The organism is Burkholderia sp. Bp8986, assembly GCF_003854225.1.
In the GTDB taxonomy this organism is placed as follows: Bacteria; Pseudomonadota; Gammaproteobacteria; order Burkholderiales; family Burkholderiaceae; genus Burkholderia.
In genome coordinates this window covers 25,383-39,541 of sequence record NZ_QTQM01000040.1, presented here as the reverse complement: position 1 = coordinate 39,541, position 14,159 = coordinate 25,383, and the positions used below count along the sequence as shown (strand labels likewise).

Sequence of the window (14,159 nt, the reverse complement as noted above, 5' to 3'; positions counted from 1 at the left end):
GCCGACGTGCGCTCGATTCCGGTGCCACGCGTTGCGCGTCGTCGCGATCAGGGGCGCCCATGAAGCGCGTCGCAACCTGTTCGCCGTTTCCGGTCAAGCCGTCGGATGCGCTGTATCGTCCACATGACGAATCGACGGAGCGCCGCCGCTCTTCCCCGCGCCCCCGTCAACACCCTACCGCGCCCGCACCGACACGAACTTGCGTGCGTTCTCGCGCTGAATCAGCACGGCGATCACGCCGCCTTTCGCTTCGAGCGCCTGCACGTCGTCCGGCGTTTCGAGCAGCGTGTCGTTGAGTTCGAGCACGACGTCGCCGGGCCGGATGCCCGCATTCGCGGCCGGCCCGTGCACCGCATCCACCATCATCCCGACCGCGAGCCCGGTCGAACGCCGTTCGGCGTCGCTCAGCGGATGCATCGTCAGCCCGAGCCGATCGCCGGAGTCTGCCGGCCGCGCGGCGGCCATCGCCACGCCGGCGGCACCGGCCGCGCCGACCGTGCCCGCGCTGCCCGCACTGCTGCCCGTCGCGGCCGCGTTGTCGATCGCGTCGCCGGCCCCCGCTCCCGCTCCCGCTCCCGCTCCCGCTCCCGTGACCGTCAGCATCATCGGCGTGCGGTTGCGGATCAGCCGCAGCGGCGCCTTTCCGCCGGGCGGCAACGCGGCGGCCAGGTCGTTCAGCTCGGCCGACCGTCCGATCGGCTTGCCGCCGAACTTCACGATCACGTCGCCGGGCTTCACGCCGGCCGCGGCGGCGGGCGAGCCGGCATCGACGCCGTTGACGAGCGCGCCCGCCGGACGCGGCAGGCCGAACGCCGCGGCCAGCCCGACGCCGACATCCTGCACGTCGACGCCCAGCGCATTGCCGGACGACGTGCGCTGCGCCGCCTGCGCATTGGCCCGCATCTGCGCCTGCACCTGCGCACGCACCTTGATGGCGAGCGCGATCGGAATCGCGAACGTCGTGCTCGCATAACGGTCGGCGTCCGTATAGACCTGCACCGCGATGCCGATCACGTCGCCCGCGCGATTGAACACGGGGCCGCCCGAGTTGTCGGGGTTCACCGCGATATCGGTCTGGAAGAACGGAAACGCGCTGCCGTCCGGCAGCGCATGCGACGTCGCGCTGACGATGCCGGCCGTGACCGTGTTGCCCGAGCCGTCCGGCGCGCCGATCGTCATCACCGGTTCGCCGGCACGCACCCGCGACGAATCGCCGATATGCACGACCGGCAGCTTTGTCGCGTCGATGTGCAGCACGGCGACGTCGCTCTGCGGATCGACGGTCACCACCGTCGCCTTCAACTCTCGACGATCGGCCAGTCGCACCGTCACATCGGTCGCGTCGGCGACGACATGCGCGGAAGTCAGGATCACCCCGTCGGCGCCGACGATGAAGCCCGAACCGATGCCCGCGATCGCGCGCGGCGACGTGTCAGGCGCAGGCGCCTGCGCGCCTTGCGCGGGCGGCAGCGGCGCGCCGCGGCGGAAGAACGCGGCAAGCGGATCGTCGGGATCGAGGTACACGAAGGACGGTCCGCCGGCCTGCTGGTCGGTCGCCGCGGTCATGATGGTCACGATCGCCGGACCGTAGCGGTCGACGATCGCCGAGAAGTCGACCGGCATCGAGTAAGACCGTGCGGCGGGCCTGTTCTTCATCACCGGTGGCATGGCGGGCGGCGCGACGGTCCCGGCAGCGGCCGGCGGCGACGCCAAAACCAGGGCGAATACGCCCCCGATCAACGCGGTGCGAAGCACGGCGCGAGCAAGCGTCTGGCGAACCACGGTGCACCTCCCCCGGGCAGTCGCAGCGCCGACCCGCGCGAGACGCGCGGACGCCCGACAAGCACCGGTACACCCCTCCATTTATAGTCCACGCCACCTCCGGAACATACGAATCGAAACCCGCATGCCGGGTGATCGGGCAGCGGCGGAACCGCGACAGCGTTCGTTCCGGACAAAGTTCGCGGTTCGTCAATCCGAATATTCCCCCGACGCGGCGGCGAGGCGCGACGCAATGCGTCCCACGCTACCAGGCCAGCGCCAGAAAATTGCGCACCACCGCCGACGGATCGTCGCGCCGCGACGCAATCGCGAGCCTCGCGCGCAGCCCGTTGCCCGCGACCTGCCGATACACGACGCCTGCGACCCGCACCTGCGTGATCGCCTTCGGCACGATCGACACGCCGAGCCCGGCCGCGACGAGCGTCACCGCCGAAGCGATTTGCGGCGCGGGCTGCGCCATGCGCGGCTGGAAGCCGGCGGCATTGCACGCGGCGACGATGTCGTCGAACAGCGCGCTGCCCGCTTCGCGCGGCACCTGCACGAACGCCTCGTCGGCCAGCTCCGCCAGATCGATCCGACGCCGCTGCGCGAGCCGATGCGCGACCGGCAGCGCGATGAACATCGGCTCCTCGTCCCAGTCCGCTGCCAGCAACGTGTCCGCGATGCGGCGCTCCGGACGCACGATCGCGACGTCGAGCCGCCCGGCCGCCAGCGCGTCGAGCAGCACGCCGGAGGTCGCCTCCTGCAACGTCAGATCCGTATCGGGAAACGCTTCGCGAAAGCGGCGAATCAGGTCCGCTACTTTCGAATTGAAGGCCGCCGTCCCGGTGAACCCGACCCGCAATTGCCCGATCTCCCCGCGCGCCGCCCGTCTTGCCGCCCGCGCCGCGCGCTCCGCGTCGTCGAGCACGCGCCGGGCCTCTTCCGCGAACACCTCTCCCGCCACGGTCAATTCGGCGCCGCGCGCGGTCCGCTTGAACAACGCCACGCCGAGTTCGTTCTCGAGCGCCTTGATCTGCTGGCTCAGCGGCGGCTGACCCATGCCGAGCGTTTCCGCGGCCTTCGTGAAGTTGGATGTGGCCGCCACGGCCAGAAAGTATCGGAGATGCCGAAGTTCCATGCGTTGACGTGATCCCGGGGTAGATGGAGGCGGCGTTCGAGCCAGTCGAAAAACATATCGCTACGGTTCGTTTCATATATTGGACATATACATGAGCGTGCGCAAGAATTCGGGCATTCCCTGACCCATCGGGCACCTGTCATGTCCACTCCCGCAATGTCACCCGCCACGAATCGCGCCGCGAACGCCGCGCCGGATGCGCTGCCTGCCGGCGTGTCGCCGCGCTCGGCAGCCTACAAGCGCATCGCGCTGGCGCTGTTCCTCGCCGGCTTTTCCACCTTCTCGCTGCTGTACTGCGTGCAGCCGCTGCTGCCCGCGTTCGCACGCGAGTTCAACATCGGCGCGGCGTCGAGCTCGCTGTCCCTGTCGCTGTCGACCGGGCTGCTGGCGGTCTCCATCCTGTGCGCCGGCGCGCTGTCCGAACGCGTCGGACGACGCGGGCTGATGTTCGCGTCGATGACGCTGGCCGCGCTGTTCAACCTGCTCGCCGCGATTTCGCCGAACTGGAACCTGCTGCTGCTCTGGCGCGCGCTCGAAGGGTTCGCGCTCGGCGGCGTTCCGGCGGTGGCGATGGCCTATCTCGCCGAGGAAATCGCCGCCGACGGGCTGGGCCTGGCGATGGGACTCTACGTCGGCGGCACCGCGTTCGGCGGCATGATCGGGCGGATCGGGATGAGCGCGCTCGAAGAGTATTTCTCGTGGCGCACCGCGATGCTGACGATCGGCGTGGTCGACCTCGTCGCGGCGGTCGCGTTCGTGATGCTGCTGCCGCAGTCGCGACGCTTCGTGAAGCGCACCGACCTGACGCTGCGCCACCATCTGCGGCTGTGGAACGCGCAGCTGCATCACGCGCGGCTGCCGTTCGTGTTCGCGATCGGCTTCCTCGTGATGGGCGCGTTCGTGACCGTCTACAACTACGCCGGGTTCCGGCTGACGGCCGCGCCGTTCAACCTGAGCGCGACCGCCTGCGGGCTGATCTTCGGCGCCTACCTGTTCGGGATGGTGTCTTCGTCGAGCGCCGGTGCGCTCGCCGATCGTCTCGGGCGCGCGCCCGTCCTCGTCAGCGGCATGCTCGTGTTCGCGGCCGGCCTCGCGCTGACACTGTCGCATTCGCTCGTCGCGATCATCGTCGGGATCGTGCTGATCACGATCGGCTTCTTCGTCGCGCATGCGGTCGCGAGCGGCTGGGTCGGGCATCTCGCCGGTTCCGCGAAGGGGCACGCCGCGTCGCTCTACCTGCTGGCCTATTACCTCGGGTCGAGCGTGCTGGGCTCGATCGGCGGCTCGTTCTGGCAACACGGTGCGTGGAGCGCGGTCGTCGCGTATGTCGCGGTGCTGCTCGTGCTCGGCCTGGCGGCGGCGCACCGGATCATGCGCGCGGAACGCGTGCGGTAAGCACCGGCTCGCCCGCTGCGCCTTCCGGCGATTTGCGGCGGATTTGCGGTGAATTCGCGGCGATGCGACTGCGCCTCACTCGCCCGCGACCCGATGCGCGATCGTCGACAGCGTCCGCAGCATCGGCGCGAACGCATCGGCCGACGTATTGCCGAACCCGAGCACGAGCCCGTTGGCCGGCGACGTCGCGTGGATCGAGAACCCCGACAGCGGGAACGGCCCGATCCCGTGCGCGCGCGCCGCTTCGACGATCGCGCGGTCGCGATAACGGGCCGGCAGCCGCAACGCCAGATGCAGCCCGCACGGCCCGCCCTCGACCTGATGCGGCACGGTGAACGCGTCGTCCAGCGCGGCGAGCAGCGAGCGCCGCCGGTCGCGATACAGCCGTCGCATCCGCCCGAGATGGCGCCCGTACTCCCCCGTCTCGATGAAATCGGCGAGCGCGAGCTGCACGTGGCGCGTGCCGCCGCGCAGCATCTCCGGCAACGCTGGCCGCACTGCGGCGAGCAGCGCGTCGGGCAACACGAGAAAGCCGATCCGCAAGGCCGGAAACATCGTCTTGCTGAACGAGCCGAGATAGACGACCGGCGAATCGGCCGCGAGCCCGTGCAACGCGCCGATCGGCTCGCCGGTATGCCGAAACTCGCTGTCGTAATCGTCCTCGATGATCCACGCGCGATGCCGGCGTGCGGCGTCGATGAGCGCGAGCCGGCGCGAGATCGACAGCACCGCGCCGGTCGGGAACTGGTTCGACGGCGTGGTGTAGACGAGCCGGGGCGTCCGTTCGCGCCAGTCCGTGTCGGCCGCGCGCAGCCCCTCCGCGTCGACCGGCATCGGCACGACGTCGAGATCGGCCGCCTGCATCGCGGTGCGCGCACCGCGATAGCCGGGCTCCTCGACCCAGACCGTGTCGCCGGGGTTCGTCAGCAACTGCGCGCACAGCGCGATCGCGCCCTGCGCGCCTTCGGTGATCACGATCTGCTCCGGATCGCAGCGCACGCCGCGCGTCACGGCCAGGTGGCGCGCGATCGACTCGCGCAGCGCGCGTTCGCCGAGCGGGTCGCCATACGCGAGCAGGTCGCGGCCGGCGCGGCGCAGCGCGCGGTCGATCGCATGCCGCCATGCATCCACCGGGAAATGCGACAGCGCGGGCACGCCCGGCCGGAAGCCTTCCGACTCGCCGGCGCCGATCAGGCTCGGGCGAATCCGGCCGAGCCGCTGCGCGACGGCCGGCGGTGCGACCCGCCGGCGCGGCGTGGCCGGCCGCGACAGGCCGACCACGCGCGTGCCGCGGCGATCGGATTGCAGGAAGCCTTCGGCGACGAGCTGCTCGTAGACGGCCGCCGTCGTGTTGCGCGACACGCCGAGCGTCTCGGCCAGCGCGCGCGTGCCGGGCAGCCGCGTGCCGGCCGGCATCGCGCCGCCGAGAATCGCGTCGCGCACGCGGCGCAGCAGTTGCCGCTGCAACGAAGGCGCGCCGGCCGTGCGCGCGAGCGGCGCGTCGAGCGGCAACAGCGGTGCGTCGCCGGAAGGTAAGGTAGTCGTCATCGGGATATCGCGGCGTGGAAGTCTCGGTGCATGGCGCGCCGATCGCGGCGCCGGCGTGGCACCGGCGCGGCGCGTTCGTGGCACCTCGGCAGCACCTTCGTGGCACCATAAATTTGCTGTCGGCTGGCGCTTCTCATGGTACCTCGCCGGGACTACGATCGTCTGCATGCCGGCATGTCGCCGGCCGCCAACCGAAGCGAGATCGACCTTGCCCACGCTCACCAACGACTTCCAGCAGCCCATCGGCCACCCCGTTCCCGACTGGTCCGCGCGCCCTCGCCCGGAGCGCATCGTGCTCGAGGGCCGCTACTGCCGCCTCGAACCGCTCGACGTCGACCGCCATGCCGCCGACCTGTACGCCGCGTACGCGCAGGCGCCGGACGGCAGCGACTGGACCTATCTCGCGCACGGGCCGTACGCCGACGAGTCGAGCTACCGCGACTACGCGCGCGGCGCGGCGGCCAGCGCCGATCCGCTGCACTACACGGTGATCGACCGCGCGACGAACCGCGCCGTCGGCACGCTCGCGCTGATGCGCATCGACCCGGCCAACGGCGTGATCGAGGTCGGTTCCGTCACCTTCTCGCCGCTACTCAAGCGCACGCCGATTTCGACCGAAGCGCAGTACCTGCTGATGAAGTACGCGTTCGACACGCTCGGCTACCGGCGCTACGAATGGAAGTGCGACGACCTCAACGAACCGTCGCGCAAGGCGGCCGCGCGGCTCGGCTTCCGTTACGAAGGCACGTTCCGGCAGGCGATCATCTACAAGGGCCGCAATCGCGACACGGCATGGTTCTCGATCGTCGACGGCGAATGGCCGGACGTGCGCGCCGCGTTCGAAGCCTGGCTCGCGCCGGAGAACTTCGACGCCAGCGGTACGCAGCGCGAGACGCTCGTCGCGATCCGCCACGCGCGGGCGCGTGCGCGCGACGCGGCCGGCCGCGCGAACGACGCGACGCGCGTCACGGTCCGGCCGCTCGTGGCCGCCGACGAAGCCGCGTGGCGCCCGCTGTGGCAGGGCTACCAGACTTTCTACGAGACCGCGCTGAGCGACGCCGTGTTCGCGACGACATGGGCGCGCCTGATGGATCCCGCCGAACCGATGTTCGCGCTCGGCGCCTTCGACGCGTCGGGTACGCTGGTCGGCATCGTGCACGCGATCTATCACCGCTCGTGCTGGACCGAAGGGCCGTACTGCTATCTGCAGGACCTGTTCACGGCGGCGGACGCCCGCGGGCAAGGCGCGGGCGGCGCACTGATCGAAGCCGTGTACGAGCGGGCCCGCGAAGCCGGCGCAAGCCGCGTGTACTGGCTCACGCACGAAACCAACACGACCGCCCGCGCGCTGTACGACAAGCTCGCGAACAACGCGGGGTTCATTCAGTACCGGAAGGATCTCAAGTAACGCGAGAGTGCAACCGGTCGCTCAGCCCGGGGCATCGACCGGATCCGTCACCTCGCCGCGGGCCGGTGCCGCGCGACACGCGGCGCCAGCCGCAGGCGGCACCGACGCGGGGTGGATCATCTCGTCGCCGTTGACCGGCACCGGCCGCCGCACCGGCCGGTACACCGGTTCGCCCGGCTCGATCGCCTGCCCGGAGATCGCGCAGCGGCCCGCCTGCAACGCGACGCGCAAGCGCCAGCGTTGCTCGCCGTAATGGCAGCGCCCGCTTTCGCTCCAGCGCACCAGCAAGCCGTCGTCGCCCGCTTCCAGAACCGACACGAACAGTTGCGGCCGCAACGGTGAAACGCCCGGTGCGACAGGCTCCGGAGTCGGCGCGCGATCGGCACGCTCCTGTGGCCGCGCCATCCCGACGTCTGCCGGTAACGGCATCGCGTCCCGCTCTTCGGCTACCAGCATGTGGTACGACACGTACTCGCAGATCAGGCATTCGATAACGTTTGGCATGCTTGACGACATTCCGTGAAGATTGAGACGAGCCGCGCTCGGCCCTTCGCAGGGCAGCAACGACCGATTCGGTCATGCACCCCGCCTCCGGTGCAACCGCCATGCACGCATGGCGATCGGACATTGCCGCAGATGATACAAATTGAAGTTAACTTCAAGTAAAGGGGAAACATGCGCAACGATGCGTTTCGCTGATCGCCACAATGGACCGCAACGACCGCGGCTACGACGCCCACGACCGAACCGCGCGTCTCGCGTTTCGTCTCAAACGGCTGAGACGAATGTCCCGGCGTCTCACCCGCCGCGTCCCGTCGCAATCGCAGCAAATTTCGCGTTTGACTCGCCCGGCCCCGGCTGACGTCGATGCAGCGCGGCCTGCTGCATCGCACACGGCCCGCCCGGCGCCTGCGCCACCCGAGCGCCGATTCGAGCTGGCCCCGTTCCTGCATGTCGGTCGCTCGCGCAATCGCGCGACGGACGAACCGGCCCCCTGGGTCGCGCGTCCGACGACAACCTGACGGAGACAGCAACGTGAGTACACCGGCATCGAACACCGCTCCCAGCATGAAGGCCGCCGTCTGGCATGGCCGCCACGACATCCGCGTCGAAGAGGTTCCCGTTCCGGCGCATCCGCCGGCCGGCTGGGTCCAGATCCGCGTGCACTGGTGCGGGATCTGCGGCTCCGACCTGCACGAGTACGTCGCCGGGCCCGTGTTCATTCCCGTCGACGCACCGCATCCGCTGACGGGCCTGAAGGGCCAGTGCATCCTCGGCCACGAGTTCAGCGGCGAGATCGCGGCGCTCGGCGCCGGCGTGACGGGCTTCGCGGTCGGCGAGCGCGTGACGGCCGACGCCTGCCAGCATTGCGGCACCTGCTGGTATTGCCGGCACGGGCTGTACAACATCTGCGAGAACCTCGCGTTCACCGGGCTGATGAACAACGGCGCGTTCGCCGAATTCGTGAACGTGCCGGCCGAGCTGCTGTACAAGCTGCCCGACAACTTCCCGACGGAGGCCGGCGCGCTGATCGAGCCGCTCGCGGTCGGGCTGCATGCGGTGAAGAAGGCCGGCAACATCGTCGGCCAGACCGTCGTCGTGGTCGGTGCCGGCACGATCGGCCTGTGCACGATCATGTGCGCGAAGGCCGCGGGCGCCGGACGCGTGATCGCGCTGGAAATGTCGGCCGCGCGCAAGCAGAAGGCGCTGGAGGTCGGCGCGACGTTCGTGATCGATCCGAAGGCGTCCGACGCTGTCGCGGAAGTCAAGGCGCTGACGGGCGGCTACGGCGCCGACGTGTCGTTCGAGTGCATCGGGCACACGGCCACCGCGCAGCTCGCGATCGACGTGATCCGCAAGGCCGGCAAGTCGGTGATGGTCGGCATCTTCGAGGAGCCGACGTCGTTCAACTTCTTCGACATCGTGTCGACCGAGAAGGAAGTGATCGGCTCGCTCGCGTACAACGGCGAATTCGCGGACGTGATCCGCTTCATCGCGGACGGCCGCATCGACGTGCAGCCGCTGATCACCGGCCGGATCACGCTCGGCGACATCGTCACGCACGGCTTCGAGGAGTTGGTCAACCACAAGGACCGGAACGTGAAGATCATCGTCCAGCCCGCGGCCGCCTGACGAACCGTTGACAGGACGATGACGGCCGCGCGGCGGCCGGACGCGGCGCCGAACGGTCCCGGGGCATCCCGGGCGCGGCCCCGCCCCGGGCCGCCGCATGTTTCCGCCCGTTTTCGGTGCGTGCACAACCGCGCCGGTGCGGCGCGCGGGGTCGGACTTCGATATACTCGAAGCGACATCACCGCCCCGCGCGCCACCCGCGCGCCCGCTTCCGTGAAACCACGAGCCGGTCTGATCCTCGAACTCTTCGTCAACCTGATGCTGCCTTGGGTCGCGTACCGGGTCGCGCATCCGTATTTCGGCGAAACCGGCGCGCTGTACGCGTCGGCGATTCCGCCCATCGTCTGGTCCGTCGTCGAATTCATCCGCTCGCGCCGCATCGATGCGGTGGCCGTCGTCGTGCTGCTCGGCATCGCGCTGTCGATCGCCGGCATGGCGCTCGGCGGCAGCGCGCGCACGCTGCTGATGCGCGAATCGCTCGCGTCCGGCACGATCGGCGTCGTGTTCCTGCTGTCGTTGTTCCGCGATCGTCCGCTGATCTTCTATCTCGCGCGCGCGACGGTGGCCCGCGAGATGGCCGGCGGCGCCGCGCGTTTCGAGACGGTCTGGGCCGAGCAGCCGGGGCTGCGCCAGATGCTGCGCCTGATGACCTTCGTGTGGGGCGCCTGCATGACGCTGGAGATGCTGCTGCGCCTGTGGATGGTCGTCACCTGGCCCGTCGAGCGCGTGCTCGTCGTGTCGCCGATCATGGGCTACACGGTGTTCGGCACGCTGCTGCTGTGGACCTTCTGGTACCGGCGGCGGATGCGCGAGCGCAACAGCGTCGACATCCCGACCCGCGACGGCGTCACCGAGATCGCCGGCCGCTGAGCGCCCGCCCCGTCCGCCCCGCGCGGCCGGCCCGGCGGCCGTCACGCTGGGGTATGATGCGCGGCGTTTCGTCCGACCCTGCATCGCCCCATGTCTCTCTCGCTTCTCCCGTGTGCCACGATCTGGCTCGCGCTGTTCACTGCCGCCGCGTTCGCGTGGCAGCGCCCGCTGCACGGCCTGAGCATCGCCGTTGCCGCGCTCGGCTATGCCGGCGCGCTGGCGTTCGGCAAGCTCGAACCGATCGTGCTCGCGCCGCTCGCGCTGCTCGCGGCCGCCGCCTGGGGCGTCGCGCCGGGCCGCCCGCTCGTGCTGCGGATCGTCGCGCACGTCGTATTTGCCGCGCTCGCGATCGCGCTGAGCCTGCACCTGCTTCCCGGCTTCCACAATCCGCGCGTGATTGAGCCGACGCGTTTCACGCCGGATGCCGTGCCGTTCACGATGTACCTGAATTTCGACAAGCCGCTCGTCGGCCTGTGGCTGCTGTGGGTGCTGCCGTGGGTGGCGCCGGACGTCGCCCCGGCACGCGCGCTGCGCACCGGCGCCGTGGCGGCCGTCGCGACGGCGGCGGCCTGCCTGGCCGGCGCGCTCGCGTTCGGCATGGTCGGCTGGGCGCCGAAATGGCCGGCGTCGGGCTGGATGTGGCTCGTCAACAATGTGCTGCTCGTCACGCTCGCCGAGGAAGCGCTGTTCCGCGGCTACGTGCAAGGCGGGCTCACGCGCGTGCTCGGCCGGTTCGGCTGGGGGCCGTGGGCCGCGCTCGCGATCGGCGCGGGGCTGTTCGGCGCCGCGCACGCGGCCGGCGGCTGGCCCTGGATCGTGCTCGGCACGGTGGCCGGCATCGGCTACGGCCTCGCATGGCGGCGCGGCGGACTGCTCGCATCCGCGCTCGCGCATGCGGGGCTGAACGTGATCCACTTCGCGCTGTTCACCTATCCGATGCTCGCCGCCGCACGCTGAACGCCGTGCGCGGCGGCGGCATCCCGCCGGTTTCGCGCGGTCGAACTCAGTTGAAGCCGGCTACCGCGTGCGGCACGTAAGGGCCTTCGAGCGTCGCGATTTCATCGTCCGTCAGCTTCAGCTGCAGCGCGCCGAGCGCATCGTCCAGATGATGCGGCTTCGAGATGCCGACGATCGGCGCGGTGACGCCGCGCTTATGTGCGACCCACGCGAGCGCGACCTGCGCACGCGGCACGTTGCGCGCGGCAGCGATCGCCGCGACGGCCTCGACGACCGCGCGATCGGCACCGGCCGTCGCGTCGTACATCCGCTGACCGACCTCGTCGCTCTGCTGCCGGCCGGACGACTCGTCCCAGTTGCGCGTCAGCCGGCCGCGCGCGAGCGGGCTCCACGGAATCACCGCGATGCCTTCGGCCTCGCACAGCGGCAGCATTTCCCGTTCTTCCTCGCGATACAGCAGGTTCAGGTGGTTCTGCATGCTGACGAAGCGGGTCCAGCCGTTCTGCTTCGACGTATACAGCGCCTTCGCGAACTGCCACGCGAACATCGACGATGCGCCGATGTAGCGCGCCTTGCCGGCTTTCACGACGTCGTGCAGCGCCTCGAGCGTCTCCTCGATCGGCGTGCCGTGGTCCCAGCGGTGGATCTGGTACAGGTCGACGTAGTCGGTGCCGAGCCGCTTCAGGCTCTGGTCGATGTCCGTCATGATCGCCTTGCGCGACAAGCCCGCGCCGTTCGGCCCCGGGCGCATCCGGTAGAACACCTTGGTCGCGATCACGACGTCGTCGCGCTTCGCGAAGTCGCGCAACGCACGGCCGACGATCTCCTCGGACGTGCCGTCCGAATACATGTTCGCGGTATCGAAGAAGTTGATGCCGGCCTCGATCGCGCGCTGGATGATCGGGCGGCTTTCCGCTTCCGGCAGCGTCCACGGGTGCGTGCCGCGCGACGGCTCGCCGAACGTCATGCAGCCCAGCACCAGCTTCGACACGTCCATCCCGGTCGACCCGAATTTCACGTATTCCATCGCTCGCCTCGTCATTGAAGTGGGGTTGCGGCCGGATGCGCGGCCCGGTTCGGTGCACCGGGTACGAACGCCGTGCGCTGCATCGGCCAGACGTCGCATGGTATCGCGCAGCGCGCGAACGCGTAGTCGACGCGACGGCCTGCTGCGGCCGGGTCGCCCAGGAACGCCGACGCGCCGGAACCGCAGCCCGATCCCACTCGAGCAAGGCTTCGACGGCGCACACCAACGCGCCACGCAGCATCCATGATCAGAATGCGCGGCGTGGCGCCGCGCCGGTTGCCGCGTCGACGAACGAACGGATTACTCGCGAACGACGAACGGCTTACTTGATCTGGTCGGCGAGCGGCTGCAGGAATTCGGAGAAGCCGGTCAGCATGATCTGCACGCCGATGCACAGCAGCAGGAATGCCGACACGCGCTTCGCGACCTTGGTGCCTTCGGTGCCGAGATAGCGGGAGAGCAGCGCGGCACGGCTGTAGGTCAGCCAGATCACGACCGCGACGAGCGCCGACACCGAGATCGACACGATGCTCGACAGCATGAATTCCGACAGCTTGTGCGTGCGGTTCGCGTTCAGCGCGATCGCGGTGGCGATCGAGCCGGGGCCGACGGTCAGCGGCACGGTCAGCGGGAAGAACGCGCGGGTCATGATCGCGTTCGCATCGATCGGCTTGATCGGCGTATCGCCGCCGCCCGCCGGCCCGTCCGGCTCGTTCAGCATCTGCCAGCCCGCGACGGCGACCGCGAAGCCGCCGCCGATCCGCAGCGCTTCCATCGAGATCCCGAAGAAATGCAGCACCGGCGTGCCGGCGAAGAACGCGACCAGCAACACGATGAACGCGTTGAACGCCACCTTCTTCGCGAGCAGGTTGCGCTCGTGCTCGGTCAGCGCCTCGGTGCGTTCGAGAAACAGGAACGCGATGCCGATCGGATTGATGATGCCGATCAGGCCGGTAAAGCCGAACAGGATCTCGGAGATAAGGCGATTGACGATCATCGGGTGCGAAGAAGCGGTCGGGGCTGGGCCGGCGGCGCGCCGGGGGTCACGCATTGTAGAGCAAGCGCCCGCGCGCGAGACGCAAATCGCGCCCCGGGCCCGGCGGGCCGCGCCGCCGCCTTATTCGGCGCCCGGCTCCCAGGCCGGCGGCCGCTTCGCGAAGAACGCGGCGAAGCCCTCCTTCGCTTCCGGCGTCGCCCGCACGCGGGAGATCGTCTGCGCGGTGAACGCCGCGCGTTCGTCCGACGGCGGGTACTCGCCGATCGCGTCGAAAAAGCGCTTGATCTCCATCAGCGCGTTCGGGCCGTTGCGGCTCAGCTCGGCGAGCGTCTTGTCGAGTGCGGCGTCGAGCGCGTCGAGCGGCACGGCCTGGTGGATCAGCCCGATCGCGACGGCTTCGGCGGCCGCGAGTTGCGTCGCGGTCAGCGCGAGCCGGCGCGCCTGGCGCTGGCCGACCGCCTCGACCAGGTACGGGCCTATCACCGACGGCAGGATCCCGAAACGGGCCTCGCTGACCGAAAAGCGCGCGTGATCGCTCGCGATCACGATGTCGCAGGCCGCGCACAGGCCGACGCCGCCGCCGAACGCGTGGCCCTGCACGCGCGCGACCGTGGGCTTCGGGCACTGCCGGATCGCGCGCATCATCGCGGCGAACCGCTCGGCGTCGCGCAGGTTCGCGGCCGCGTCGTTCGCGCTCGCGCGCTGCATCCACTGCAGGTCGGCGCCCGCGCAGAACGCGCGACCGTCCGAGCGCAGCACGATCGCGCGCACGTCGTCGCGCCGGCCGAGCGTGGTAAACGCGTCGGTCAGCTCGGCGATCATCGTCTCGTCGAACGCGTTGAGCACGTCGCCGCGCTGCAGCGCGACAGTCGCGATGCCGCGCGCATCGACGGCCACGGCCAGGGTTTTCAATCCATCCATC

12 protein-coding genes are annotated in these 14,159 nt (G+C 69.9%); 5 read left to right on the top strand and 7 right to left on the bottom strand.

Annotation, left to right across the window (positions count from 1 at the left end; translation table 11 throughout):
* Positions 1-174: 174 nt before the first annotated feature.
* A complete protein-coding gene (locus tag DID99_RS28090; protein WP_185733829.1) occupies positions 175-1,782 on the bottom strand; it encodes a trypsin-like peptidase domain-containing protein in 1,608 nt (535 codons plus the stop codon).
* A 244-nt stretch (positions 1,783-2,026) separates the two neighbouring features.
* Positions 2,027-2,902 (bottom strand): LysR family transcriptional regulator, encoded by an 876-nt coding sequence (locus tag DID99_RS28085; protein ID WP_124667951.1) that lies wholly within the window; start codon positions 2,900-2,902, stop codon positions 2,027-2,029.
* A 141-nt stretch (positions 2,903-3,043) separates the two neighbouring features.
* Here DID99_RS28085 and DID99_RS28080 point away from each other — a divergent pair, with 141 nt between their 5' ends.
* Positions 3,044-4,297 (top strand): MFS transporter, encoded by a 1,254-nt coding sequence (locus DID99_RS28080; RefSeq protein WP_124667950.1) that lies wholly within the window; start codon positions 3,044-3,046, stop codon positions 4,295-4,297.
* 75 nt (positions 4,298-4,372) lie between these two features.
* Here the strand turns inward: DID99_RS28080 and DID99_RS28075 are convergent, their stop codons facing one another.
* Positions 4,373-5,845 (bottom strand): PLP-dependent aminotransferase family protein, encoded by a 1,473-nt coding sequence (locus DID99_RS28075; RefSeq protein WP_124667949.1) that lies wholly within the window; start codon positions 5,843-5,845, stop codon positions 4,373-4,375.
* A gap of 208 nt (positions 5,846-6,053) precedes the next feature.
* Between DID99_RS28075 and DID99_RS28070 the strand changes: the two genes are divergently transcribed.
* Positions 6,054-7,253 carry a GNAT family N-acetyltransferase gene (locus DID99_RS28070; protein WP_124667948.1) on the top strand — a complete coding sequence of 400 codons (1,200 nt, stop codon included), beginning with the start codon at positions 6,054-6,056 and terminating at the stop codon, positions 7,251-7,253.
* A gap of 21 nt (positions 7,254-7,274) precedes the next feature.
* Here DID99_RS28070 and DID99_RS28065 read toward each other — a convergent pair whose 3' ends face one another.
* Complete coding sequence (locus tag DID99_RS28065) at positions 7,275-7,757, bottom strand: DUF3331 domain-containing protein (protein WP_124667947.1); 483 nt, start codon at positions 7,755-7,757, stop codon at positions 7,275-7,277.
* Between the two features lie 564 nt (positions 7,758-8,321).
* Here DID99_RS28065 and DID99_RS28060 point away from each other — a divergent pair.
* The 3 genes from DID99_RS28060 to DID99_RS28050 all read left to right on the top strand — a co-directional run bounded on the left by DID99_RS28060 (position 8,322) and on the right by DID99_RS28050 (position 11,213).
* Positions 8,322-9,386, top strand: a complete 1,065-nt coding sequence (locus DID99_RS28060; RefSeq protein WP_124667946.1) for a 2,3-butanediol dehydrogenase — start codon at positions 8,322-8,324, stop codon at positions 9,384-9,386.
* A 213-nt stretch (positions 9,387-9,599) separates the two neighbouring features.
* Positions 9,600-10,256: a VC0807 family protein gene (locus DID99_RS28055; protein ID WP_124667945.1), complete on the top strand. Its 657-nt coding sequence runs from the start codon at positions 9,600-9,602 to the stop codon at positions 10,254-10,256.
* 90 nt (positions 10,257-10,346) lie between these two features.
* The gene (locus DID99_RS28050; RefSeq protein WP_124667944.1) at positions 10,347-11,213 is read left to right on the top strand and encodes a CPBP family intramembrane glutamic endopeptidase; all 867 of its coding nucleotides are present in this window, start codon (positions 10,347-10,349) and stop codon (positions 11,211-11,213) included.
* 46 nt (positions 11,214-11,259) lie between these two features.
* Here DID99_RS28050 and DID99_RS28045 read toward each other — a convergent pair whose 3' ends face one another.
* From DID99_RS28045 to DID99_RS28035, 3 genes are all read right to left on the bottom strand, one after another.
* Positions 11,260-12,240: an aldo/keto reductase gene (locus DID99_RS28045; RefSeq protein ID WP_124667943.1), complete on the bottom strand. Its 981-nt coding sequence runs from the start codon at positions 12,238-12,240 to the stop codon at positions 11,260-11,262.
* Positions 12,241-12,562: 322 nt separating this feature from the next.
* Positions 12,563-13,237: a MarC family protein gene (locus DID99_RS28040; RefSeq protein WP_044843309.1), complete on the bottom strand. Its 675-nt coding sequence runs from the start codon at positions 13,235-13,237 to the stop codon at positions 12,563-12,565.
* Between the two features lie 120 nt (positions 13,238-13,357).
* On the bottom strand, positions 13,358-14,158 hold the full coding sequence (locus DID99_RS28035) for an enoyl-CoA hydratase-related protein (RefSeq protein WP_124522073.1): 801 nt from the start codon (positions 14,156-14,158) through the stop codon (positions 13,358-13,360).
* Between the last annotated feature and the right edge of the window lies 1 nt (position 14,159).

Excerpts from the sequence above, each read along its gene's own strand:
- DID99_RS28085 (WP_124667951.1), bottom strand. The coding sequence starts at position 2,902 with ATGGAACTTCGGCATCTCCGATACTTTCTGGCCGTGGCGGCCACATCC.
- DID99_RS28080 (WP_124667950.1), top strand. The coding sequence starts at position 3,044 with ATGTCCACTCCCGCAATGTCACCCGCCACGAATCGCGCCGCGAACGCC.
- DID99_RS28075 (WP_124667949.1), bottom strand. The coding sequence starts at position 5,845 with ATGACGACTACCTTACCTTCCGGCGACGCACCGCTGTTGCCGCTCGAC.
- DID99_RS28065 (WP_124667947.1), bottom strand. The coding sequence starts at position 7,757 with ATGCCAAACGTTATCGAATGCCTGATCTGCGAGTACGTGTCGTACCAC.
- DID99_RS28060 (WP_124667946.1), top strand. The coding sequence starts at position 8,322 with ATGAAGGCCGCCGTCTGGCATGGCCGCCACGACATCCGCGTCGAAGAG.
- DID99_RS28050 (WP_124667944.1), top strand. The coding sequence starts at position 10,347 with ATGTCTCTCTCGCTTCTCCCGTGTGCCACGATCTGGCTCGCGCTGTTC.
- DID99_RS28045 (WP_124667943.1), bottom strand. The coding sequence starts at position 12,240 with ATGGAATACGTGAAATTCGGGTCGACCGGGATGGACGTGTCGAAGCTG.
- DID99_RS28040 (WP_044843309.1), bottom strand. The coding sequence starts at position 13,237 with ATGATCGTCAATCGCCTTATCTCCGAGATCCTGTTCGGCTTTACCGGC.
- DID99_RS28035 (WP_124522073.1), bottom strand. The coding sequence starts at position 14,158 with ATGGATGGATTGAAAACCCTGGCCGTGGCCGTCGATGCGCGCGGCATC.